General features: G+C 65.7%; 18 protein-coding genes. 6 read left to right on the top strand and 12 right to left on the bottom strand.

Annotated elements, in window-relative coordinates; translation table 11 throughout:
- Positions 1-45: 45 nt before the first annotated feature.
- Together ACIBI6_RS12075 and ACIBI6_RS12080 are read right to left on the bottom strand one after the other, a co-directional pair.
- Positions 46-1,413, bottom strand: coding sequence for an aspartate aminotransferase family protein (locus ACIBI6_RS12075; protein WP_396956065.1), 1,368 nt, complete (start codon positions 1,411-1,413; stop codon positions 46-48).
- A gap of 16 nt (positions 1,414-1,429) precedes the next feature.
- Positions 1,430-2,920, bottom strand: a complete 1,491-nt coding sequence (locus tag ACIBI6_RS12080) for a CoA-acylating methylmalonate-semialdehyde dehydrogenase (RefSeq protein WP_396956066.1) — start codon at positions 2,918-2,920, stop codon at positions 1,430-1,432.
- Positions 2,921-3,040: 120 nt separating this feature from the next.
- On the opposite strand from ACIBI6_RS12080, the gene ACIBI6_RS12085 reads away from it, so the two are divergent.
- Both ACIBI6_RS12085 and ACIBI6_RS12090 read left to right on the top strand, forming a co-directional pair.
- Positions 3,041-4,726 (top strand): PucR family transcriptional regulator, encoded by a 1,686-nt coding sequence (locus tag ACIBI6_RS12085; protein ID WP_396956068.1) that lies wholly within the window; start codon positions 3,041-3,043, stop codon positions 4,724-4,726.
- A 50-nt stretch (positions 4,727-4,776) separates the two neighbouring features.
- Positions 4,777-5,184, top strand: coding sequence for a PPOX class F420-dependent oxidoreductase (locus tag ACIBI6_RS12090; protein WP_364341570.1), 408 nt, complete (start codon positions 4,777-4,779; stop codon positions 5,182-5,184).
- 19 nt (positions 5,185-5,203) lie between these two features.
- Here the strand turns inward: ACIBI6_RS12090 and ACIBI6_RS12095 are convergent, their stop codons facing one another.
- The 3 genes from ACIBI6_RS12095 to cobA all read right to left on the bottom strand — a co-directional run bounded on the left by ACIBI6_RS12095 (position 5,204) and on the right by cobA (position 9,737).
- On the bottom strand, positions 5,204-6,685 hold the full coding sequence (locus ACIBI6_RS12095; RefSeq protein ID WP_364341572.1) for an MFS transporter: 1,482 nt from the start codon (positions 6,683-6,685) through the stop codon (positions 5,204-5,206).
- A gap of 2 nt (positions 6,686-6,687) precedes the next feature.
- Positions 6,688-8,214, bottom strand: a complete 1,527-nt coding sequence (locus ACIBI6_RS12100) for an MFS transporter (protein ID WP_364342022.1) — start codon at positions 8,212-8,214, stop codon at positions 6,688-6,690.
- 263 nt (positions 8,215-8,477) lie between these two features.
- Complete coding sequence (gene cobA / locus ACIBI6_RS12105; protein ID WP_364342024.1) at positions 8,478-9,737, bottom strand: uroporphyrinogen-III C-methyltransferase; 1,260 nt, start codon at positions 9,735-9,737, stop codon at positions 8,478-8,480.
- A 146-nt stretch (positions 9,738-9,883) separates the two neighbouring features.
- On the opposite strand from cobA, the gene ACIBI6_RS12110 reads away from it, so the two are divergent.
- Positions 9,884-10,336, top strand: coding sequence for a nucleoside deaminase (locus ACIBI6_RS12110; RefSeq protein ID WP_396956069.1), 453 nt, complete (start codon positions 9,884-9,886; stop codon positions 10,334-10,336).
- A gap of 16 nt (positions 10,337-10,352) precedes the next feature.
- Here ACIBI6_RS12110 and ACIBI6_RS12115 read toward each other — a convergent pair whose 3' ends face one another.
- Positions 10,353-11,636 (bottom strand): DoxX family protein, encoded by a 1,284-nt coding sequence (locus ACIBI6_RS12115; protein WP_396956070.1) that lies wholly within the window; start codon positions 11,634-11,636, stop codon positions 10,353-10,355.
- Between the two features lie 421 nt (positions 11,637-12,057).
- On the opposite strand from ACIBI6_RS12115, the gene ACIBI6_RS12120 reads away from it, so the two are divergent.
- A complete protein-coding gene (locus tag ACIBI6_RS12120) occupies positions 12,058-13,188 on the top strand; it encodes a phosphotransferase family protein (RefSeq protein WP_364341578.1) in 1,131 nt (376 codons plus the stop codon).
- 8 nt (positions 13,189-13,196) lie between these two features.
- A complete protein-coding gene (locus ACIBI6_RS12125; RefSeq protein ID WP_396956072.1) occupies positions 13,197-14,327 on the top strand; it encodes a hypothetical protein in 1,131 nt (376 codons plus the stop codon).
- A gap of 39 nt (positions 14,328-14,366) precedes the next feature.
- Here the strand turns inward: ACIBI6_RS12125 and ACIBI6_RS12130 are convergent, their stop codons facing one another.
- Positions 14,367-14,759, bottom strand: coding sequence for a VOC family protein (locus ACIBI6_RS12130; protein WP_396956073.1), 393 nt, complete (start codon positions 14,757-14,759; stop codon positions 14,367-14,369).
- 225 nt (positions 14,760-14,984) lie between these two features.
- Here ACIBI6_RS12130 and ACIBI6_RS12135 point away from each other — a divergent pair, with 225 nt between their 5' ends.
- Positions 14,985-16,199: a cytochrome P450 gene (locus tag ACIBI6_RS12135; RefSeq protein ID WP_364341584.1), complete on the top strand. Its 1,215-nt coding sequence runs from the start codon at positions 14,985-14,987 to the stop codon at positions 16,197-16,199.
- Between the two features lie 6 nt (positions 16,200-16,205).
- On the opposite strand, the gene ACIBI6_RS12140 is transcribed toward ACIBI6_RS12135, so the two are convergent.
- The 5 genes from ACIBI6_RS12140 to ACIBI6_RS12160 all read right to left on the bottom strand — a co-directional run bounded on the left by ACIBI6_RS12140 (position 16,206) and on the right by ACIBI6_RS12160 (position 21,767).
- The gene (locus tag ACIBI6_RS12140; RefSeq protein ID WP_396956075.1) at positions 16,206-16,595 is read right to left on the bottom strand and encodes a cobalamin biosynthesis protein; all 390 of its coding nucleotides are present in this window, start codon (positions 16,593-16,595) and stop codon (positions 16,206-16,208) included.
- Positions 16,582-18,228, bottom strand: a complete 1,647-nt coding sequence (locus ACIBI6_RS12145) for a cobyrinate a,c-diamide synthase (protein ID WP_396956077.1) — start codon at positions 18,226-18,228, stop codon at positions 16,582-16,584. Before ACIBI6_RS12145 ends, ACIBI6_RS12140 begins: the two co-directional genes overlap by 14 nt.
- A 94-nt stretch (positions 18,229-18,322) precedes the next feature.
- A complete protein-coding gene (cobO, locus tag ACIBI6_RS12150) occupies positions 18,323-18,937 on the bottom strand; it encodes a cob(I)yrinic acid a,c-diamide adenosyltransferase (protein ID WP_364341590.1) in 615 nt (204 codons plus the stop codon).
- A 56-nt stretch (positions 18,938-18,993) separates the two neighbouring features.
- Positions 18,994-21,120 carry a VWA domain-containing protein gene (locus tag ACIBI6_RS12155; protein ID WP_396956480.1) on the bottom strand — a complete coding sequence of 709 codons (2,127 nt, stop codon included), beginning with the start codon at positions 21,118-21,120 and terminating at the stop codon, positions 18,994-18,996.
- Between the two features lie 197 nt (positions 21,121-21,317).
- Positions 21,318-21,767, bottom strand: coding sequence for a GNAT family N-acetyltransferase (locus ACIBI6_RS12160; RefSeq protein ID WP_364341592.1), 450 nt, complete (start codon positions 21,765-21,767; stop codon positions 21,318-21,320).
- Positions 21,768-21,834 lie beyond the last annotated feature (67 nt).

Below are 21,834 nucleotides of genomic sequence, written 5' to 3' on the forward strand. Positions count from 1 at the left end.
GGGCAGGCTACGCCCTCGGGTTCCCTTGCGTTGGTACAGGCATGGTCAGAGCGCGTACTTGTCGGCGAGTCCGAGCACGTGGTCGAGAATGTGCAAGCCTTGTTCGGCCTCGGTCTCGTCGATAATGCACGGCGGAACCACATGCAGCCGGTTGAAATTGACGAAAAGCAGCAGACCCGCCGCCTTGGCCGCGGCAACAGTTTCGTTCATGGCCGCGCTGGTGCCGCCGTATGGTGCGAGCGGTTCGCGAGTTCGCTTGTCCCGCACCAGTTCCAGTGCCCAGAAGACGCCGGTTCCGCGCACCTCACCGATGCTGGGATGACGTTCGGCGAGTTCGCGTAGGCCGGGGCCGAGGACGCGGGTACCGATATCGGCAGCGTTCTCCACGATTCGCTCGTCCCGCATCGCATTGATCGTCGCGACCGCGGCGGCCGTCGCCAGCGGATGACCTGAATAAGTCAGCCCGCCCGGGTACGGACGATCATCGAAGGTCGCGGCAATGGTTGGACTGATCGCGACGCCGCCGAGCGGCACGTAACCGGAATTCACCCCCTTGGCGAAGATCAGCAGATCAGGGATGACGCCATCGAAATTCTCTATGGCGAACCACTTTCCGGTGCGACCGAACCCCGACATCACTTCATCGGCGATGAATACGATGCCGTATTTGTCACACAACGCCCGGACACCCGCCATATACCCGGGCGGCGGAACCATGATTCCCGCTGTGCCAGGAATGGATTCGAGCACGATGGCCGCGATCGTGTCCGGCCCTTCGAAAACAATGGTCTGTTCGAGATGCGCCAAAGCCCGCTCGGCTTCCTCGTTTTCGTTGCTCGCATGGAACTGCGAGCGATACAGGAATGGACCGAAGAAGTGGACGATGCCGCTATTGCCGTGGTCGTTGGGCCAGCGCCGCGGATCGCCGGTGAGGTTGATCGCGGTCTCGGTGCCGCCGTGATAGGAGCGGTAGCGCGAAAGCACCTTGTACCGGCCGGTATGCAGGCGTGCCAGCCGAACCGCGTGTTCGACCGCATCGGCGCCGCCATTGGTGAAGAAGATCTTGTCGAGCTCGCCCGGGGTACGCTCGGCAATCAGCCGAGCGGCCTCGGAGCGGGCATCGTTGACGTGCTGTGGTGCGATGGTGCACAGCTTGGCGGCCTGCTCCCGCACCGCGGCAACGACTTTCGGATGCTGGTGACCGATATTGGTGTTGACCAGCTGCGAGGAGAAATCGAGCAGGCGATTGCCGTCGCCATCCCATACGTAGCAGCCCCGGGCCGCAGTGATGGTCATGGGCGTGCGCTGCGCCTGCGCCGACCACGAGTGGAATACGTGGCGGCGATCGAGCTCATAGGCGCGGTCGGCGGCCTGCCGGACGAGTTCGGGTGCCGATCCATTCGCGAGGGTCATCGAATTCTCCTGCGAGCTAGTTGTTCTGGGGGAATCCGAGTTCGAGTCCGCCGTGGCTGGGATCGAGCCAACGCGTCGTTACGGCCTTACCCCGGGTGAAGAAGTGCACGCCCTCGATGCCGTGCGCATGCGAATCGCCGAACAGCGAATTCTTCCAGCCACCGAAGCTGTAGTAGGCCATCGGAACCGGGATCGGCACATTGATGCCGACCATGCCGACCTCCACCTCATTGTGGAAGCGCCGGGCCGCGCCGCCATCGTTGGTGAAGATGGCGGTCCCGTTGCCATAGGGATTGGCGTTGACGAGTTCCAGCGCGTCGTCATAGCTGTCGACGCGAACAACCGACAGCACTGGACCGAAGACTTCGTCCGTGTAGACGCTCATCTCGGTGCCCACATGATCGAGAACCGTCGGCCCGAGCCAGAATCCATCCGCTTCGCCATCGGGCTGAACGCCGCGACCGTCGAGAACGACACTGGCACCGGCGGTTTCGCCCGCATCGATATAGGCGGCGACTCGATCGCGGTGCTCGCGGGTCACCAGCGGACCCATATCGGTGTCGCGGGCACCGTCACCGGTCCTGATGGTCTTGGCCCGCTCGGTGATCTTGGCGACCAGTTCGTCACCGACCGCACCGACCGCCAGCACCACACTGATGGCCATGCACCGCTCCCCCGCGGACCCGAATCCGGCATTCACCGCGGCGTCGGCGGCCAGATCCAGATCGGCATCGGGCAGCACCACCATGTGGTTCTTGGCGCCGCCGAGCGCCTGCACGCGCTTACCGCTGGCGGTGCCGCGCTGGTAGACGTACTTCGCGATGGGTGTGGAACCGACGAACGAGACGGCCTTGAGATGCGGATTGTCGAGCAGTTCGTCAACGGCGACCTTATCGCCCTGCAGCACATTGAAAACCCCTGCGGGCAAACCGGCTTCGTGCCACAGCTCGGCCAACCACAGCGATGCCGACGGATCCTTCTCACTCGGCTTGAGCACCACGGTATTTCCGGCCGCGATCGCGATCGGGAAGAACCACATCGGCACCATCGCCGGAAAGTTGAACGGCGATATCACCGCGACCGGGCCCAGCGGCTGGCGGATCGAGAAGATATCCACCTTCGTCGAGGCGTTCTCAGTGAATCCGCCCTTGATCAAATGTGGGATACCGCAGGCGAATTCGACCACCTCCAAACCGCGGTTCACCTCGCCGAGCGCATCGGAGTGCACCTTGCCGTGTTCGGCGGTGATGAGCTCGGCGAGTTCTTCCTTGCGCTCGTTGAGCAGTTCGCGGAATCGGAACAGGATCTGTGTGCGCCGTGCGAGTGAGGTATCACGCCAGTCCGGGAAGGCCGCCTTGGCCGATGCGATCACCGCCCTGGCGTCCTCGACACCGGCCAGTGCCACCTGCCCGGTCACCACCCCGGTCGCCGGATTCGTCACCGGCGCGGTCGCGGAGCTCGTGCCCGCGAAGGGTTTGCCGTCGAGCCAGTGCGCGATTGTCTGCATATCTCCTCGATTCGATGCTGAGCGCCGCATGGTGTCGTGGTTCCGACTCTGCACCATCGATGCCCGTTTTCTGCCCGACGTTCTGTATGCGATTTCGCATTTCCTATTACGATTTGTCGGATGCTGCTCTCCGTTGCCGATGTGCTGGCCATGCCGGTCGTGCGTGCGGGCGAGCCGGAGGTCGTCGGTGCGGCCGCGCTGGATCGGCCGGTGCGGTGGGTGCACGTCAGCGATCTGCCGGATGTCGCCGAATTGCTGGTCGGTGGGGAGCTGATGTTGACCACCGGTTTGGCCATGACCGGCAGCGACGAGTCGACGGTCGCGTATCTGAATTCGCTGGCCGCCGCAGGGGTGGCCGGACTGGTCATCGAACTCGGTGCGGCGGTGCCGCACTTACCGCCGATCGTCGTGGCGACCGCCGACGCACTGGAGCTCCCGGTCATAGCGCTACATCGCGTCACACGCTTCGTGGAAATCACCGAGGCCGTGCACCGAGTGATCGTGGCCGATCAATACGCCGAACTCGAATTCGCGCGCACCGTGCACGAGACCTTCACCGAGCTCAGTGTGCGTCGCGCCGCGCTGGCCGAAATCGTCGAGACGGCTGCTGACATGCTCGATTCCTCGGTTGTACTGGAGGATCTGGCGCACCGGGTGCTAGCCCTGACCGCCCGGCACACCAGCACCTCGGCGATCCTGGAGAACTGGGAGACCACCTCCCGACTGCTGCCGGAGGGCTGGGATGTGGTGCAGGTCGGCCCGCATACCCAGCGCTGGGGTCGGCTGATCCTGCGTTCGAGCCGGGTCGCGACACCTCGCGCCCGCATGGTGCTCGAGCGTGCCGCACAGACACTGACGCTGCACCGGATGATCGATAAGGATCGCTTCGGCCTGCATCGTCAGGCGCAGACCGGACTCATCGACGATATGGTCAACGGCCGCGTCCTCGACGAACTCGATGCACAGGCCAGGGCCGCGGCGCTGGGGCTGCTGACCCGGCGTGTGCACTACGTTCCGCTCGCGATAGACGTTGCCGCCCTTGCCGAAGCCGATCAGGTCGCCAGGCAGCGCCGCAGCGCGGGGGTGCTCGACGCGGTCACCCACGGTCTCGGACTGTCGAAGGCCACCGCATTGACCGCGGCCGAGCACGGCGACCGGGTCGGCATGCTGCTCGCGATCCCACGCGGCGCCGGACTCGACGACACGCTCCGCACCGTTTGCTCGGCGATCATCGCCGAAGTGCGACGAGTGGATGGGGTACGCCGGGTGGTCATAGGCGTTGGCGCGGAGGCGGATTCGCTACTGGACACCGCGCGCGAATTGACGCATGCGGCGCACGTCGCCGAGGTCGCGTTATCGTTGGAGTCGACGTTTGATCGGCCGCGCTCCCGGGACGCTACGTCGTCACGCTCCGCTACCGCCTCCGCGTCCGTCGCTCGCGCGGCAGTGCCGCGACCGTTCTATCGCAGCGGCGATATCCGGTTGCGCGGGTTGCTCTCGCTGATCCGCAATGAACCCGGTGTGCAGAGCTTCGCCGAAACTGAGCTGAGTGCGTTGCTGCGCTACGACATTCGGCATGCCGCCGATCTGACGCGCACGTTGCGACAGTTCCTCGACGTCGCGGGCAATAAGACCGAACTCGCCAAGCGGCTCAATATCAGCCGACCGACCCTCTATGACCGGCTCGCTCGCATCGAGCGGATTCTCGATGTCGACCTCGAGGACGGTGAATCGCGCACCTCACTGCATACCGCACTGCTCATCCGAGATCTGACCGCCGACTCGAACTCCAGGACCGACAAGTGATTTCGATCGGATCGGGAATGTTCGAGAGTCGGCGAACGTTTGACCAATTCATGACAGCTGTGCTCTCCGAGGAATTGAAGAAGTACCTGGACGAGTCGAAGGTCTTCGCGACCGCCGCGACAATCGGACCGAACGGACAACCGCACTTGACCGTCATCTGGCTCGAGCGCGATGGCGACGATCTGCTGTTCTCCACGACGGTGGATCGGCAGCAGGGCAAGAACCTGGCCCGTGATCCGCGGATCACGGTGATGATCAATCCGCCGGATAATCCGTACGTGTACGCGGAGATCCGCGGCACCGCCACGATCACCCCCGATCCGGATAAGGCACTGCCGGACAAGCTGTCGCACCATTACACCGGGCTTCCGTACGCCGAATTCAACCCGGCCTCCGTCAACGACGGACCCCGCGTGATCGTCCGGGTGACCCCACGCAAGGTCACCGGTCGCCTGTGAGCTCGCCGCCGGGCGCGGTTCAGCCCTGCCCGGCCTCCTCGCGCGCATGCTGCGCTTGGCCGACCTCAGCCGCCGTATAGCGCAATGTCAGTGCCACCAGGCCGACCAGCAGTGCGCCGATGGCGGTGACGAAAAGCACCAGCGTGTAACCACTTCCGAGGGCATCCAGCTCCGCGGGCGTCATACCGGTTGGCTTACCCGTCCGACCGCCGTGCGACAGCGTGCGGGCGGCGGCAACCGGAGCGAGCAGACCGATCGCGAAGGGTGTGCCGAGGTTCATGAACATCTGGCCGACCGCCGTGAGCGGGCCGATATTCTTCGGCGCGACACCGACCAATACGCACAGTGGGACGACCACCACGGCAACACCGATACCGAAGCCGATCATGATGAACAGACCCACCAGGGTCGGCCAGTACCGCACCCCCCGTTCGAGCGTCGAGCCGAACAGCAATCCGACGACGAGAAGCGCCGCGGCACCGCTCAACAACCAGCGCGGGGCGACCGTCATCGCCAGCTGCGAAGCCGTGGCGGTGCCCATACCAGCGCCGATGGTGAATGGGATGAACGCGACCCCGGCGACCAACGGGCTGTATCCGACCACATTCTGAACGAACAGACCTGCGAAATATGTTGTCGCGGCCAATACTCCACTGGCCAGGAAGATGGCGCCGAAGGTGGCGACCCGATCACGCTTATCGAACAGCGACCAGGGCAGCAGCGGGTTGACCACCCACCGCTCGGCGAGCACGAAGACGATCAACAGCACCAGACCGACGGCAATCGACCCGATGATGACCGGACTGTCCCAGCCGAACTCGGGCCCTTCGGTCGCACCGAAGACCAGGGAGGCGCAGGCGAGGGTGCCGAGCACGGCACCGCGCACGTCCAGGGACAGTCGGTGGGGGGTGGTGTCGCGCAGCCGCAGCACCGCGCCCGACAGGATCAACCCACCGATCGGCACATTGATCAGGAAGATCCAGCGCCAGCTCACCTCGGTGAGCGCACCGCCGATCACCAGTCCGCCGACCGAGCCGACCGCTATCATCGAGCCGAAGATCGCGATCGCCTGATTGCGCACCCGACCGGGCGCGAAAGTGGTCGCTACCAGGGCAAGTGCGGTGGGGGCCGCGAGTGCCGCACCGGTGCCCTGGATGGCGCGGGCCGCGATCAGCATGCCATCGTTCTGCGCGAGCCCGCACAGCAGCGAGGCCAGCGTGAACAGCGCGACGCCCGCGATGAACATGCGTTTGCGGCCGAACGAGTCACCGATCCGGCCGCCGAGCAACATCAAACCCGCGAACGGCAGACCGTATGCGGTGACCATCCAGGCGCTACCGGAGCTCGATAGCGCTAGTTCTTCCTGTAGCCGGGGCAAGGCCAAAATCACCACGGTGCCGTCGAGCACGACCATCAGTTGCAGCCCGCTCAGCACCAGGATCGCCAGGCCGAAGGCCCGCCGCGTCACCGGATACGGCGTCGTAGCGGGATTGTCTGGCACAGTCAGCCACTGTAGTCAGAGCGACGGATGACAGGTAGCGGCCCCGTCCGCGGCACCACCGGCATGGAGCCGGTCCGCTGCGATTCCTCTTGCGCGTGCTGTGCCTCGGCCAGTTGTCGGGGCGTATAACGCAATGTCAGCGCGACGAAGCCCGCCAGCACCGCGACCAACGAGCAGACCGCGAGCACCAGCGTGTATCCGCTGCCGAGCGCGAAGATCTCGGCCTCGTTCATATCGGCCGCCTTACCTGTGCGCCCGCCCATCGACATGGTGCGCGATGCCGCGATGGGAGTGAGCAGCCCGATGAATACCGGCGTCGCCAGGTTCATGAACATCTGCCCCACAGCGGACAGCGGGCCGATATCGGACGGTGGCACCCCGACGAGCACGCACAGCGGCGCGAGCACCATTGCCACGCCGACACCGAAGCCGATCACTATCAACAGTGGCAGCAGGGTGGTCAGGTAATTCACGCCGCCGTCGAGCTGCGAACCGACCAGCAGTCCGGCGGCCAGCACGAATGCCGCGCCGCACACCAACCAGCGCGGTGCGACGTACAGCGCTGCCTTGGAGGCCACCGCACCGCCGATGCCGATGCCGATGGTGAACGGAATCGACGCGATACCCGCGACCAGTGGTCCATAGCCGAGCACATTCTGCAGGAACTGCGCGACGAAGAAGGTCATCGCACCGAGTACGCCACCGGCCAGGAAGATCAGCATGAAGGTGGTGACCCGATCGCGACTGTCGAACAGCGACCACGGCAGTAGCGGATCATCGACGGTGCGCTCCACGACCACGAAAACGATCAACAACACCGCGCCCGCCACCAACGCACCGATTACGGCCGGACTGCCCCACCCCAACTCGGGCCCCTCGGTCGCGCCGAACACGATCGACGCGCAGGCCATGGTGCCGAGCACCGCGCCCTTGATGTCGAGTGCGGATCGGTGGTGTTCGGTATCGGCGAGTTGGGACAGCGCACCGAGGATGATCAGCACGCCGATGGGCACATTGATCAGGAAGATCCAGCGCCAGGACAGCTGGGTCAGGGCACCGCCCACCACGAGACCGCCGACCGAGCCGATACCGACCATCGAGCCGACGATCGCAATGGCCTGATTGCGCGCCTTGCCCGGTGCAAAGGTGGTTGCCACCAGCGCGAATGCAGTCGGCGCCGCAATTGCCGCGCCCGCACCCTGCACGGCGCGGGCCGCGATCAACATGGCCTGGCTCTGCGCCAACCCGCACATCAGCGAGGCGATTGTGAACATCCCGACGCCGAGGATGAGCATGCGTTTACGACCGAACGCATCCCCGAGTCGCCCGCCGAGCAGCATCAGCCCCGCGAAGGTCAGACCGTAGGAGGTCACCGTCCACGCGCCGCCCGCGCTGGTCATGCCCATTTCCTCTTGCAGTCGAGGCAGCGCGAAGATGACCACGGTGCCGTCGAGCACAACCATCAGCTGCAGCCCACTCAGCACGAGAATGGCGAGCCCGAAGGCCCGCTGCGTCACCGGGTACTGCATCTTCGCAGGGGGATTATCGAGCACGGTGAGCCACTGTAATTGATCCGGAACCCAGGTCTCCGCTCCCGCGCGTGCGATTCACTCAGTCATAGCGAAAGTCACTGGTCGGTTGTGAAACCTTCCAGTTGCGGGAGCCGAGCGGTTGAGTCGTCGAATCTCGCACGCGGCGTTCGCGGCCGGATGCGACAGCGGCGAAGCCGGAACGAACCGATTTAGCTCATCGAGCGGCATAGACGCGATGATTCGTCGATGCCAGGGATGCGTTATCCGGCAGCGGACTTTGCCTGCGGTTCGGCGGCATCGGCGGAGAAGCCGGCCGTGGGCCCGATCACAACGATCGCGGGTGGGCGGATGGCTTCTTCGCGAACGCGAGCGGCAACAGTGCCGAGGTCGGCACGCAGGACGCGTTGGGTGCGCAGCGTGCCCTCCTGGATCACCGTCGCCGGTGTGTCGGCGGGTCGGCCACCCTCGATGAGGGCGGTGGCGAATTGTTCGATGCGCTCGACCGCCATCATGAGCACGATGGTGCCACGCAGGCGGGCCAGTGCGGGCCAGTCGACGAGGGAGTCCGGATGATCGGGTGCGACGTGGCCGCTGACCACCACGAATTCATGGGTGACGCCACGATGGGTCACCGGAATGCCCGCCGCGGCGGGCACGGAGATGGGGCTGGTGATGCCGGGGACCACGGTCACCGGAATGCCCGCCTCGACGCAGGCCTCGACCTCCTCATAGCCGCGCCCGAACACATATGGGTCACCGCCCTTGAGCCGCACCACGAACTTGCCCGCCTTGGCGCCCTCGATCAGCGCGGAATTGATCGCCTCCTGCGCCATCGCCCGCCCGTAGGGAATCTTGGCCGCGTCGATCACCTCGACGTCCGGACCGAGTTCGGCGAGCAGTTCCGGCGGTGCGAGCCGGTCGGCGACAACGAGATTCGCCCGGGCCAGCAGGCGGCGGCCGCGCACCGTGATCAGATCCGGATCGCCGGGACCGCCGCCGACCAGCGCGACACCCGGGGTGATCGGCGTCGAATCATCGTTCACCACACCTGATTGCAGCGCCTCGAGCAATGCATTACGCACGGCCGCGGACCGCCGATGCTGTCCACCGGCGAGCACGCCGAGCGTGAGGCCGTCGTGGCGAGCGGTCGCCGGAGTTACCGCCGTGCCGAGCCGGGCAACATCGGCGCGCACGCAGAAAATCCGTCGCTGGGTGGCTTCCTCCACAACCGCGGCATTGGTCTCGGGTTCATTGGTGCATGCGATCGCGTACCAGGCACCATCCAGGTCGCCGTCGGCGTAGGCGCGCAAATTCAGCGTGAGTTGCCCGGACGTAGCCATTCCCTCCACCGCCGGGGTGACGTCGCGACTGATGACGTGCACGTCCGCTCCGGAGGCGATCAATAGTCCGAGCCTGCGCTGCGCGACCGTCCCGCCGCCGACTACGACGACGCGCCGCCCATTCAGATCGAGCCCGACCAGGTAGTTCGGATCACTCGCGGGACGGTCGGCCGGGTTGATTTCCGGCTGGTCATCGGTAGGTACTGACGTGTTCGGCACAGTGTTCGAGCCTACGTCCTGCGTGCACGCGCCCGGCAATCACCCGCCGCGGACGGCTTCCCTATACTTCGGCCCATGAATCGCTGGGGGTCGGGCGGGGTGGAGCCATGACACAGGCCGATCAACTACTCGAGGTGGCTTACGCCGAGGCACTACGTGGCCGGGCCGAAGGCGGGATTCCGATCGGCGCGGCCCTGTTCGCGGTCGACGGCACCCTGCTCGGGCGTGGGCACAACCGCCGGGTGCAGTCCGGTGATCCCAGCATGCACGCCGAAACCGATGCGTTTCGCAATGCGGGTCGCCGCCGTGACTATGGCTCGACCATCATGGTGACCACGCTGGCACCGTGCTGGTACTGCAGCGGGCTGGTGCGCCAATTCGGGATCGGGGCGGTAATCATCGGGGAAGCGCAGACTTTTCATGGCGGGCAGGACTGGCTGGCCGAGCACGGCGTCGCGGTAACCGTGCTCGACGACCAGCGCTGCATCGACCTGATGACCGATTTCATCGCCGAGCAACCGCTGCTCTGGAACGAAGATATCGGGGTAGCCGGGGATTGATGTCGGACAAGGGATTTCAGCGGAAGTACGGATAGTCCTGCACCCAGTTGAACCCACGGCCGCGCAGCGGGAAGCTGTTCAGATCAACCTGCTGCAAGGTGATGGTCACCGGCCGACCGTTCAACTGCCCGTTGAGCCTCAGACGGTCGGGCGCGGGCTGTTCGAAGCTGAAGTCGGCGATCTGGGCGGGTTGCGCGTCCGGCCGCTGCGGCGGCGCGGACACCGAGATCTTGTGCGCGGCGGTATCGATAGCGGGAACGGCGGGCACAAGGGTGCCGTCCATCTTCTGATAGGTCATGCCCGGCACATCGAAAACTACACGCTGCCAACGAGTTTCATCGGTGGTCAGCGGCGGGACCGGCACGCCGTCCTGGGTGAATTCCGATACCGTCCAGATCCCGTACAGCGGCGGCTTCGGGCTGCCACCGCCACCCTCGCTCCAGTACTTCAGGCCGGTGTGCACGAAGCCCGATGCCATCCACACTCCCACTACGACTTGCAGTGCGATCGCGATCCGGCGAGTTCGGTTGCTGCGGAACGGATCCGGCTGCGTGGCGGGTTCGGATGGCCGATTCAGCACCAGTACATTCGCCAACCGCCGCGCCTGCGGTGCGAGCAGCACCATGCTCAGCAGCATGAGGTGGAAGGCCAGGATCTTGACCGGCACGTCGAAGGTCATATTGAGCACGAACACCTGCGCCAAGCTCACCAAGCTCAGCATGGCGCCGACGGTCGCGGTCCTAGGCAGCAACAGCAGCAGTCCGCCGAACACTTCGGCGCAGCCGAGCAGGATCTCGTAGCCGGGTGAACTCCCGACCTGATTCCACAGCACCGAGGCGGGACTGAACTCGCCGTAGGGTTGCAGCAGTTTGGCCAGTGTCGGCTCCGGCATCTGCGTCGGAATCGCCTTGGCGAACCCGTAGAGCAGCATCTGTCCGCTCAAGGATATCCGGATGAAGAGCAGGAACCAGGCCTGTAGCTGCCGATAGTTCGGCCTGCGCCGGTCCAGCCCGGTCCAGATGAGGGTCGCCACCGCGGCGGCGATCAGTACGCAGAAGACGAATGTCCAGATGAAGTATTGATCGCCGCTGCCCGAATCCTCGCGCAGCACGACATCGGTATCGAAGAACAGTCGTCCGGCCGGCTCGATGATCGGGCGCAAGGCGCGAAATTCCCAGAGCACCGCGTCATCCGGCAGCGATTGCGCGAGCAGCCCGGCGAAGGCGAACGGAATCTGGGTGAACAGCAGGCAGAACAGGACGAAATAGCCGAAGGAGAACCGAAAAACGATCCTGGTCACCGGATTCCATCGATCGGGCTGTTCGGGCGGTATGACGCTGCCTTCCCTATCGAGAACCTCTGTACCGATCGCGCTCACAACCGCGCCTCGCTGGCGCTCGGCTCCGTCGTGCGCGAAGGCACCCTGTGCCGATGGTTCACTCGCTGGCGCTCGCTCACGCAGATCCTTCCCTCTCACAACTCCACGTCAGCCGACGGTATCGACGCCGCGGCCGGGCCCGCTTCCAGGAAAACCCCGATTTCCACCCCGATCCATCGGCGTACGCGACTCCGCCGGAGGTATGACCCGCCACCTGGTGCAGGGGATTGTCAATACCGAATATCACCCAGTGAGGGTCGCTCGATTTCTTCGAATTTCTGCGGTAAGCACCGACTAGAACGCGTTACAGTTTCTGCAGGCACATGCGTCAGGAGGACAAAGAATGGCCGACGATCCCGATCCCACCGCGCGACGGCAGCTGACCGTCAGCGCGCGGGACCTCGACACCCTCGCCGAGGACCTGTCCCGGTGGCTGGACGGCAAAGTCCACGCGGATCACCCGCCCAGGATTTCTGCGCTGTCGCGGCCACAGGGGGCGGGAATGTCGAGTCCGACGGTGCTGTTCGATGCGCAATGGAGTGTAGACGGGCGCGCCGACGGCGGTTCGTTCGTGGCCAGGATGACACCGGAGGCCGATTCCTTCCCGGTCTTCGAAAACTATGACCTGGAGCTGCAATACCAGATCATGGCAGGAGTCGCGGCCGCCTCCGCGGTGCCGGTCCCCGAACTGTGCTGGCTGGAACCCGACGAGAAGCCGCTCGGCACAAAGTTTTTCGTGATGCGCCGGGTCGAGGGCCGGGTGCCCTCGGACAATCCGCCGTATGTTTTCATCGGCTGGCTGTTCGACGCGAGTCCCGAGGAGCGGGCCGAGCTGACCGCGAAGACCGTCGAGGTCATCGCGAAAGTGCACGAAATACCGGATCCGGCAACGCGATTTCCGATGCTGGACGGTCCGGGCCAGGCGCTGCGCCGACATGTCGAATGGCACCGCAACTGGTACCGCTGGGCATTGGCCGATGACGGCTATTCGATTCCCCTGATCGAGCGGACCTTCGACTGGCTCGACGCGCACTGGCCCGCCGATCCCGGTCCGGACGTGCTGAGTTGGGGCGATTCGCGCCCGGGCAACATTCTGTACGAGGGCTTCACCCCGGTCGGGGTACTCGATTGGGAGATGGCCGGACTCGGCCCGCGCGAACTCGATATCGCCTGGGTGATCTTCATTCACCGCTTCTTCCAGGACCTTGCCACCCGCTTCGATCAGCCCGGACTGCCGGACTTCCTGCGGCGCGCGGATGTCGTCGCGAAATACGAAGAGGTCACCGGATATACGGTTCGCGATCTCGACTTCTACATCGTGTACGCCGCGCTGCGGCACGCGATCGTGATGGCCAGGGTCAAGCGCCGGATGATCCATTTCGGTGAGGACACCGACACCCCCGATCGCGACGACTACGTGATGCACCGAGCAAGCCTGGAGGCGCTGCTCGACGGAACCTACGAATGGGATTAGAGGAAATCATGGCTGTATCCGATGGTCGCTCCGCAGGCTCCGCTCCCTCGCCCCTTGACGAATACCCCATCCACCAGACCCACCTGTCCATGTCCCGAGTCGCCAGCAGCGACCGGAACTTCTACGACAGAAGCTATTTCAACGGACACGACCGCGACGGCGGCACCTTCTTCGTCACCGGCGGCGGGGTGTATCCGAACCTCGGAGTGATCGACGCGTACGCCTGCGTCCGGCGCGGCGATATCCAGCGCACGGTCCGCTTCTCCGACGCGCTCGGCGATCGCGGCGTCGACCTGCGAGTCGGCGGCTACCGCGTCGAGGTGCAGGATCCGCTGCAGCGGATCCGGGTGGTCTGCGAGCACGATGACCTCGGCTTCGACCTCACCTGGCACGGATCGTTTCCCGCCGTCGAGGAACAACCGCATCTGATCCTCAACGGCAACCGCCCGATTATCCAGGCGACCCGCTTCGCGCAGGTCGGCTCGTGGGAGGGGACGCTGCACGTCGACGGCACGGACCTCACCGTCGACCCGGCCGTCTGGATGGGCACCCGGGACCGCTCCTGGGGCATCCGCCCGGTCGGCGAACCCGAACCGCCGGGCCGGGCCGCCGCCGAACCGTCCGGCGGATTCTGGTGGATGTATGTGCCGCTGCGCTTCGACGATTTCGCCATCGTGCTGATCCTGCAGGAGGAACCCGACGGCAAGCGCACCCTCAACGACGCCGTCCGCATCTTCCCGGACGGTCGCACCGAACAGCTGGGCTGGCCCCGCTACCACATCGAATACCGTTCCGGCACAAGGCATCCCATCGGCGCACGGCTGGAACTGACCACCCCGGACGGTAAGCCGCTCGAGGTCGAGGTGCGGACCGTCACCAATATCCCCCTACACGTAGGCTGCGGGTACGGCGGGGATCCGGACTGGCTGCACGGTCGATGGATGGGTCGCGACTGGTCGTCGAGCAGCAGCTACGACCTCACCGATCCGGCGATCGCGGGGCGAATCCCGTTCGGGGTCATCGACCACGTGGCGCATGCGCGCTGCGGGGATTCCGAGGGGTGGGGCCTGTTCGAACACGGGAGTCTCGGACGGCACGATCCGACCGGGTTCGCCGACTGGGGTTCGGTCGCACAGTAAGGTTTTCGGTGGGCGCGTGCTCGTGCGCGCCCACCCGAGTCAGCTCACCGGCCGCGCCAACTCGGGACGTTTCCGGTAGTCCGTCAGCCCGATCACATTTCCCCACGGGTCGGAAACCTCTACGCTCCAACCGGTTCCGACCTCGAACGGCGCGCTGATTACCTGCACGCCGCGCCCTTCGAGCTCGGCCGTCGCGACCAACGCATCGGGCACCTCCAACCACAGCCGCATTCCGGACAACCCCGCCTCCCCCGCCCGTGGATCCACCCGAGCCATCACACCGGCCACCTCCCCGCCGACATCGAATACCGCAATCCCCTGCTCCGGCAGCGTGAACTTCACCGCCAATCCCAGCACGCCCCCGTAGAACGACACCGCGGCATCCAAGTCACCGACCGAAACCAGCACATTGTCGATACCACGGATATCCATCACCCCACTAAACCACGCCGGTCCACGGGATCGGTGACGAATCGATGGGCTTCCCGCAGCTGAGAACTGTCGTACCAGCGGGCTGACCCGATGTCTGGCACCATGCCCCTCCACCGGCGAAACATCTTGCTGAACATGATGATTCGGCGGAAGTTTTGTCTGGTCGTGTATGCGACCGATCGTCCATACCCGTGCCAACGGGTCGGCACCGCCCGAGGGGTCATCATGACAAGTCTTCCCGCATTCCCCGCCGCCGACGAAAGCCCGCTCGACACCTGCATCCGGCTACAGCAGACCGCTCCGGTGGTCGAAGTGGAATTCCCGGGCGGTGTGCCCGCCTATTTGGCCTTGACGCACGATGCCGTTGCGGAGATCCTCGCCGGAGATAACAAGACCTTCGCCAGGGACCCGAAGCATTGGCCCGCGCTATACGACGGATCGATCCCGGAGGACTGGCCGCTGCGGGCCATCGTCCAGGGCGACCACCTGGCCACGAAGGATGGGGAGGATCACCGCCGGTTGCGTGGTCTGGTCGGAAAGGGGTTCACACCTCGGCTGGTACAGGCAATGGAGCCGCGGATCCAAGAGATCATCGATGGACTGCTGGACGAGGTGATCGCGGCAGGTGATGGAGTGGACCTCGTGCCCATGTTCACCGACGCACTGCCGATGGCGGTCATCGCCGAATTGTTCGGTGTGCCCGAAGGGGACCGACCACGGCTGCGGAAATGGACCTCTACTCTGTTGGCGCACACCACCCCACCAGAGGTGGCATTCGCGACCCAGAACGAACTCGGGGCGTTCCTGCACGAACTGGTGCAGAGCAAACAGCGGGAACCCGGTGACGATCTGACCTCGGATCTGGTGCAGGCGCGCGATGCGGGCGATCGGCTCACCACCGACGAATTGGTCGGCGTGCTCTGGCTGATGCTGATCGCCGGTCACGAGACCACGGTGCATCTGCTCGGCCACGCCGTCGTCGCACTGCATCGGAATCCCGATCAGCTCGCAGTGGCCAAGGCCGAAGACCGCTGGGCGGACGTGGTCGAGGAGACGTTGCGGTTCCGCCACTCGGTCATGATGACCAGCTACCGGTTCACGCTGACCGATGTGACGATCGCAGGTGTGACCATTCCCAAGGGGAGTGCGGTCGGTGTGGTCTATCAGGCGACCGGAATCGATCCGGAGAAGTACGGCGAGACCGCGAACCAATTCGACCTGACCCGCCAGCAGACCGGACATCTCGGCTTCGGACACGGACCGCGCTACTGCATAGGCGCACCACTCGCGCGATTGGAGAGCCGACTTGCCCTCGCCTCGCTCTACGGGCGACTGCCTGACCTGCGGCTAGCCATCGACCCGGATGAGATTCCCTACTCGCCGTCGTTCTTCACCGTCGGCCCGTTGTCCCTGCCGATCGAACTGGGAAAGGTGTCCTGACTCTCGTTACGTCAGTGGTGATTCAGCGGCGAGAGCGGCCGCGATCACTATTCCGTCGACGGTCCGCTTGGGAATTACGAGCGGACCGTTGGCGGCCAGTAGCGCGGCTGCCTCGGCGACGCTGACGGTGCCGAGGGCGTCCTGGGTGCGTGACGAGGGATTCGGCACGTCGACCTGCGCGAGTTCGGCCGCCGTAAAGGTACGGATCGAGACGCCCAAGCGGTCGGCGGCGGCACGAAGTTCCTCGGCGCGCCGATCGATGGTCGCGAGACAGGCAACAGGCTTGTCGCCCACTACTTCTCGCAGCGCATCGAGAATTCGTTCGCTCGATGTGCCCGGTCGGAACCCGAGGCCGACGGCGAAGATTGGTGACGCCGTGGTGTCAGATGGCGGCACGGGTGCGGGCGTAGTCGGCGGCTGCCGCGACGAAACGGCTTGTGGCTCTGGGGTTTCCGGCGGGGTGTGTGTGCAGGTAGGAGGCGTGGACGTGGTGGAGGAGAGCGCCCTCGCGAATGCGGTCGCCTGCGGTGCGCCAGCCCCAGGCGGGGGTATCGGTGCCGGTGGCGACCAGGCGAGTGCGGTGGAATTCGTGGCCGCGCACCCGTTCTCCCGCGCGCCATAGGGCGGAATCGGCCAGTGCAACGGCATCTCGATAGCCGAGGGTCAGGCGGGGACCGAATTCAGCTGTCGCATCGACTACACCGGCCATCGGATGACCATCCAGCGAGCGGCTGAGATACAGCAGTCCGGCACATTCGGCATGCACCGGAAGGCCCTGCCCGGCCTGCTCGGCCACCTGCGCCAACAGCCGATCATTGGCCGCCAATGCTGCCGCATGCTCCTCTGGAAACCCGCCGGGCAATACCAAACCGGCTGCCCCAGTGGGAAGTTCGTCCCGCATCGGGTCGAAAACCACAACTCGCGCGCCTGCGGCCTCCAACAGCTCCCGATGCTCCGCATACCCGAACGTGAACGCAGGCCCGCCGGCCATCGCGATCACGGGACCGAGCCCCCCAGCCACACCCGAGCCACCCGCGGCCGTCGAGCGCTCTGCGATCAGACCCGTCACACGCACTCCGTCGCCGATGCCCGCAGGAGCGCCAGTCGCGCGATTCGAACCAACCTCCTCGAGCTCGGCGAGGTTCCCCGCGAATGCAGCTGTGCGACTGGCACCTGCGGGACCTGAAGCATTCGAACGACTCGCGCCCCCGGCAAACGCACTGGTCACGTCGGCGGACACCGCTTCATCCACGCTATTCGCGACCACCGAGACTTGGGTTTCCCGGATCACGGTTACCGGATCCCAGGCGGCGGCGGTGATGGTCGAGCGGGCGAGGCGGGCGATGGTGGGGAGGTCGACGTGGGCGGCCACGAGGTCGGTCATTGCTTCGACGGCGGTGGTGGCAGCAGCGCCATGTTCGACGGCGGGGATGAGGCCGAGGTGGCGGGAGGGGACCTCTAGTTCGGCCATGCGCGGTAGTGATCCGAGGACCGGGAGGCCGACTCGGTCGCAGGCCGCGCGCAGCACTTGGTCGTGGCGTTCGCTGCCGACGCGGTTGAGAATGACGCCGCCCAGACGGATCGCGGTATCGAAGGTTGCGAAGCCATGCAGGAGGGCGGCGAGGCTTTGACTGTGGCCACGCGCGTCGACCACCAAAATTACTGGGGCACCGAGCAATCCAGCTACCTGCGCAGTGGATCCCTCGGCGATCGGTGCGGCGTGGTTCTCATCGATGCGGCCATCGAACAGGCCCATGACGCCCTCGACCACCGCCAGATCACAACCCTGGGCACCGTGGCGGTACAGGGGGACAACACGTTCCGCGCCGACCAGCACCGGATCGAGATTGCGACCGGGCCGCCCCGCCGCCAAGCCGTGATATCCCGGATCGATATAGTCCGGGCCCACCTTGAACGGCGCCACCCGATGCCCGGCCCGCCGCAGCGCCCCGATCAGACCGGTCGCCAACGTCGTCTTCCCACTCCCCGAAGCGGGCGCGGCAATCACCACCGCCGGGACCCCACTCACAGCCGCACCACTCCACGGGTTCCCCGAGGGGCACCCCCAAGGAGGGCAGGTCCCGACAACGGGTGCGGATCGTATGACGCGCCGCGCGGTGAGGTCACCATTCGATGCCTCGCTGGCCCTTGCGGCCCGCGTCCATGGGGTGTTTGACCTTGGTCATTTCGGTGACCAGGTCGGCGGCGTCCAAGAGGGCTCCAGGGGCATCGCGACCCGTGATAACCACGTGTTGGTTGCCGGGCCGGTTGCGAAGAGTTTCGACGACCTCGTCGACATCGACCCAACCCCATTTGAGGGGGTAGGTGAATTCGTCCAGGACGTAGAAGCGGTGCTGTTCGGCCTGAAGCCTGCGCGCGATCTCCCGCCAACCGGCCAGTGCCGCAGCAGCGTGGTCCTCATCGTTGCCCTGTTTACGGGTCCACGACCAACCCTCCCCCATCTTGTGCCATTCGACCGGCCCACCGACACCGGTCTCCTCGTGCAGACGGCCGAGCGTGCGAAAAGCGGCCTCCTCCCCCACCTTCCACTTGGCACTCTTGACGAACTGGAATACCGCGATATCGAAGCCCTGATTCCACGCGCGCAACGCCATCCCGAAAGCCGCCGTCGACTTCCCCTTACCCGGCCCGGTATGCACCGCGAGCACTGGCAGATTCCGCCGCTGCCGCGTAGTCAGCCCATCATCCGGAACCGTCTCCGGCACACCCTTAGGCATCCAAACTCCTCGGTAGCCAATTGATCAGAACTTGCACACCGACCCGTTGCGTCACCTCAGGCGGCTCGGGTCGCGCTGGGGCGGCCGGATCCGGCGCGGACGACCTCGGCGACCGAGTCGCCGGTCAGTTCGGCCAGTTGGAGGTAGCCTGCGCGCAGGGTGCGGGCCAGTTCGGCGGCGAGGCCGAGGCGGATCATGCCGCGTTCGCAGTCCACGACGATCGAGGTGATCGCATCGGCGGCAAGCAGATTCGCCGCGGCGCGGGAGCGGGGCACCGGATCGACGCCGCCGGTGGCGCGGCCATCGGTGAGCAGGACCAGCATCGGGCGGCGGCGTGGATCGCGGACGCGTTCGCGGTGCACGACCTCCCGGGCCTTCAAAAGCCCTGCGGCGAGCGGGGTTTTGCCGCCGGTGCGGATGCCGGACAGGCGTCGCACCGCGATATCTACCGAGGAGGTCGGTGGCAGGACGAGTTCGGCTTCTAGGCCACGCACGGTGATCACAGCGACCTTGTCCCGCCGCTGGTAGGCGTCGCGCAGCAGAGCGACGACCGCACCGGTAACCGCGGAGAGCCGGTCGCGCGCTGCCATGGATCCCGATGCGTCGACCACGAAGACGACCAGATTGCCTTCGCGCCCTTCGCGATACGCACCGCGCAGATCATCGGCGGCCAACTTCAACGGCCCTTCGGCTCGGCCGCGGGCGTGCTGGTGCGGTGCGGCGGCGAATACGGTGCCGAGCAGGTGTAGGCCGCCGGAGGTATCGGTACTGGACCGCACCGTGCGTCCCTGTCTGGTCTGCGCGCGCGAACGGCGACCCGCCGCGCCCTCGCCGACGCCCGGCACTTCCCAACGAGGCGGTGTCACAACGGATGTCGCGGGTGCGCCGATACGACCCTCGCGCGCGGACGGTGACTGCCCGCCGCCCGGCGAATCCGGACCGCCGTCGTCGGGGCCAGGCGCGGCTGAACCGCCCTCGCCGGGACCACCATCCGGATCATCTTCTGGGCCTTGACCATCCGGGCCACCATTGGTTGGACCACCATCCGGATCGTCCGCATTGTTCAATGCGCTATCCGGACCGCCTTCGGACCCGGCATCATCGGCATCGCTGGGGCGGCTGTCCAGATCACGCGAACCGCCACCGTCCGAACGGCCGCCGTCGAGATCCTCGGCCCCGGTCTCCGCTAACTCCGCACGCTCACCGGACTTTGCCGCCTCTTCTCCCGCCGCACGCATCGCCTCATCCAGCTGCTCTTCGCTGATCCCCGGCTCATCGAACGGATCCCGCCGCCGCCGATGCGGCAGCGCCAACTCGGCCGCAACCCGCACATCCGCCTCGGCCACGGCATCCGCGCCGCGCCAGGCCGCATGCGCGGTGGCGGCCCTGGCCACCACCAGATCGGCCCGCATACCGTCCACATCGAATGACGCACACAGCGCGGCGATCCGCCGCAATTCCACATCATCGAGCGCAACGGATGCGACCCGATCGCGGGCGGTCAGAATCCGCTCGGCCACCTCCCGATCGGCCGCGGCATAGCGCGTAGCGAATCCCGCCGGGTCCGCCTCGTAGTCCAGCCGACGCCGCACCACCGACATTCGCACGTCCACATTCCGCGAAGCCGCGACATCGACGGTGAGCCCGAACCGGTCCAGCAGCTGTGGCCGCAGCTCACCCTCTTCCGGATTCATGGTGCCGACCAGCACGAACCGTGCCGGATGCGAATGCGAAACCCCATCACGCTCGATATGCACCCGACCCATCGCCGCTGCATCGAGCAGCACGTCCACCAGGTGGTCGTGCAGCAGATTCACCTCGTCGACATAGAGCACGCCGTGATGCGCGGCCGCCAACAGTCCGGGCCGGAACGCCTGTTCGCCATCGCGCAGCACCCGCTCCAGATCCAAAGAACCGACCACTCGGTCTTCAGTGGCACCCACCGGCAACTCGACCAGCCGAGCGGGCCGCGCACCCGTCTCATCGACAATCGGAGGCAGCAATTGCGCAAGCGCCCGCACAACGGTCGATTTCGCGGTCCCCTTCTCTCCGCGCACCAATACGCCGCCGATCCCGGGATGCACCGCGCACAGGATCAATGCCAGCTGCAACCGCTCCTGCCCCACCACCGCCGAGAACGGAAAGCCCGCATCACCATCGGCATCGGGACGCACCCCGGTCAGCGAAGGGGCTTGCGGCGCGTTTTCGGTACGGGACAGTGACACGCCCCAACTCTATTCGCGCCGCAACCATCGTCCGGCAGCACCCTCCACCGTCGAACCGTGCCCGGCCCACACTCAGCAGTGCCTCGCATCCCCAGCGGGCCTCACCCAGCCGCACGCTATGCGAGGTAGTTACGGGGTATGCGACCGCTCGCGGTTCAGCCCCTGCGCATGGGCAAGTGCATGATGCCGTCTTCTTCGAACTCGTCGCCGTCGGGCTTGAACCCGAATTTGGCGTACATGTCGACCAGGTAGGTCTGGGCACTCAGGCGCACGGTCGCCGAACCCGCCTCAGCGAGCGCGGCCTGCACCAGCCGGGTGGTGTACCCGTGCCCGCGCGCCGGAACCGAGGTGCACAACCGGCCGATGCGGAACGATTTCACGCCGTTGTCGTGCTCCTCGGTCAAGCGCAACGTCGAGATGATCTCGCCCTCGTCATCGAGCCAGAAATGGCGCGTCTCCGGCAGCAGGTCGAGACCGTCCAACTCCGGGTACGCGCACTTCTGCTCGACGACAAAGACTTCGACGCGAAGCTTCAACAGCTGATACAGGGTGGCGGTGTCGAGATCGAGCGCCCAGGACCGTTTGAGTGCAACCGTTGACATCATCGAGTCTTGCTATCACAACTACGCGATCGGCGCGACCGCTGTGTCCAATTCGCGATGTCGCGGGGCC

It is taken from the genome of Nocardia sp. NPDC050412 (assembly GCF_044458825.1).
Classification (GTDB): Bacteria; Actinomycetota; Actinomycetes; order Mycobacteriales; family Mycobacteriaceae; genus Nocardia.

Excerpts from the sequence above, each read along its gene's own strand:
- ACIBI6_RS12075 (WP_396956065.1), bottom strand. The coding sequence starts at position 1,413 with ATGACCCTCGCGAATGGATCGGCACCCGAACTCGTCCGGCAGGCCGCC.
- ACIBI6_RS12080 (WP_396956066.1), bottom strand. The coding sequence starts at position 2,920 with ATGCAGACAATCGCGCACTGGCTCGACGGCAAACCCTTCGCGGGCACG.
- ACIBI6_RS12085 (WP_396956068.1), top strand. The coding sequence starts at position 3,041 with ATGCTGCTCTCCGTTGCCGATGTGCTGGCCATGCCGGTCGTGCGTGCG.
- ACIBI6_RS12090 (WP_364341570.1), top strand. The coding sequence starts at position 4,777 with ATGACAGCTGTGCTCTCCGAGGAATTGAAGAAGTACCTGGACGAGTCG.
- ACIBI6_RS12100 (WP_364342022.1), bottom strand. The coding sequence starts at position 8,214 with ATGCAGTACCCGGTGACGCAGCGGGCCTTCGGGCTCGCCATTCTCGTG.
- ACIBI6_RS12110 (WP_396956069.1), top strand. The coding sequence starts at position 9,884 with ATGACACAGGCCGATCAACTACTCGAGGTGGCTTACGCCGAGGCACTA.
- ACIBI6_RS12120 (WP_364341578.1), top strand. The coding sequence starts at position 12,058 with ATGGCCGACGATCCCGATCCCACCGCGCGACGGCAGCTGACCGTCAGC.
- ACIBI6_RS12125 (WP_396956072.1), top strand. The coding sequence starts at position 13,197 with ATGGCTGTATCCGATGGTCGCTCCGCAGGCTCCGCTCCCTCGCCCCTT.
- ACIBI6_RS12130 (WP_396956073.1), bottom strand. The coding sequence starts at position 14,759 with ATGGATATCCGTGGTATCGACAATGTGCTGGTTTCGGTCGGTGACTTG.
- ACIBI6_RS12135 (WP_364341584.1), top strand. The coding sequence starts at position 14,985 with ATGACAAGTCTTCCCGCATTCCCCGCCGCCGACGAAAGCCCGCTCGAC.
- cobO (WP_364341590.1), bottom strand. The coding sequence starts at position 18,937 with ATGCCTAAGGGTGTGCCGGAGACGGTTCCGGATGATGGGCTGACTACG.
- ACIBI6_RS12160 (WP_364341592.1), bottom strand. The coding sequence starts at position 21,767 with ATGATGTCAACGGTTGCACTCAAACGGTCCTGGGCGCTCGATCTCGAC.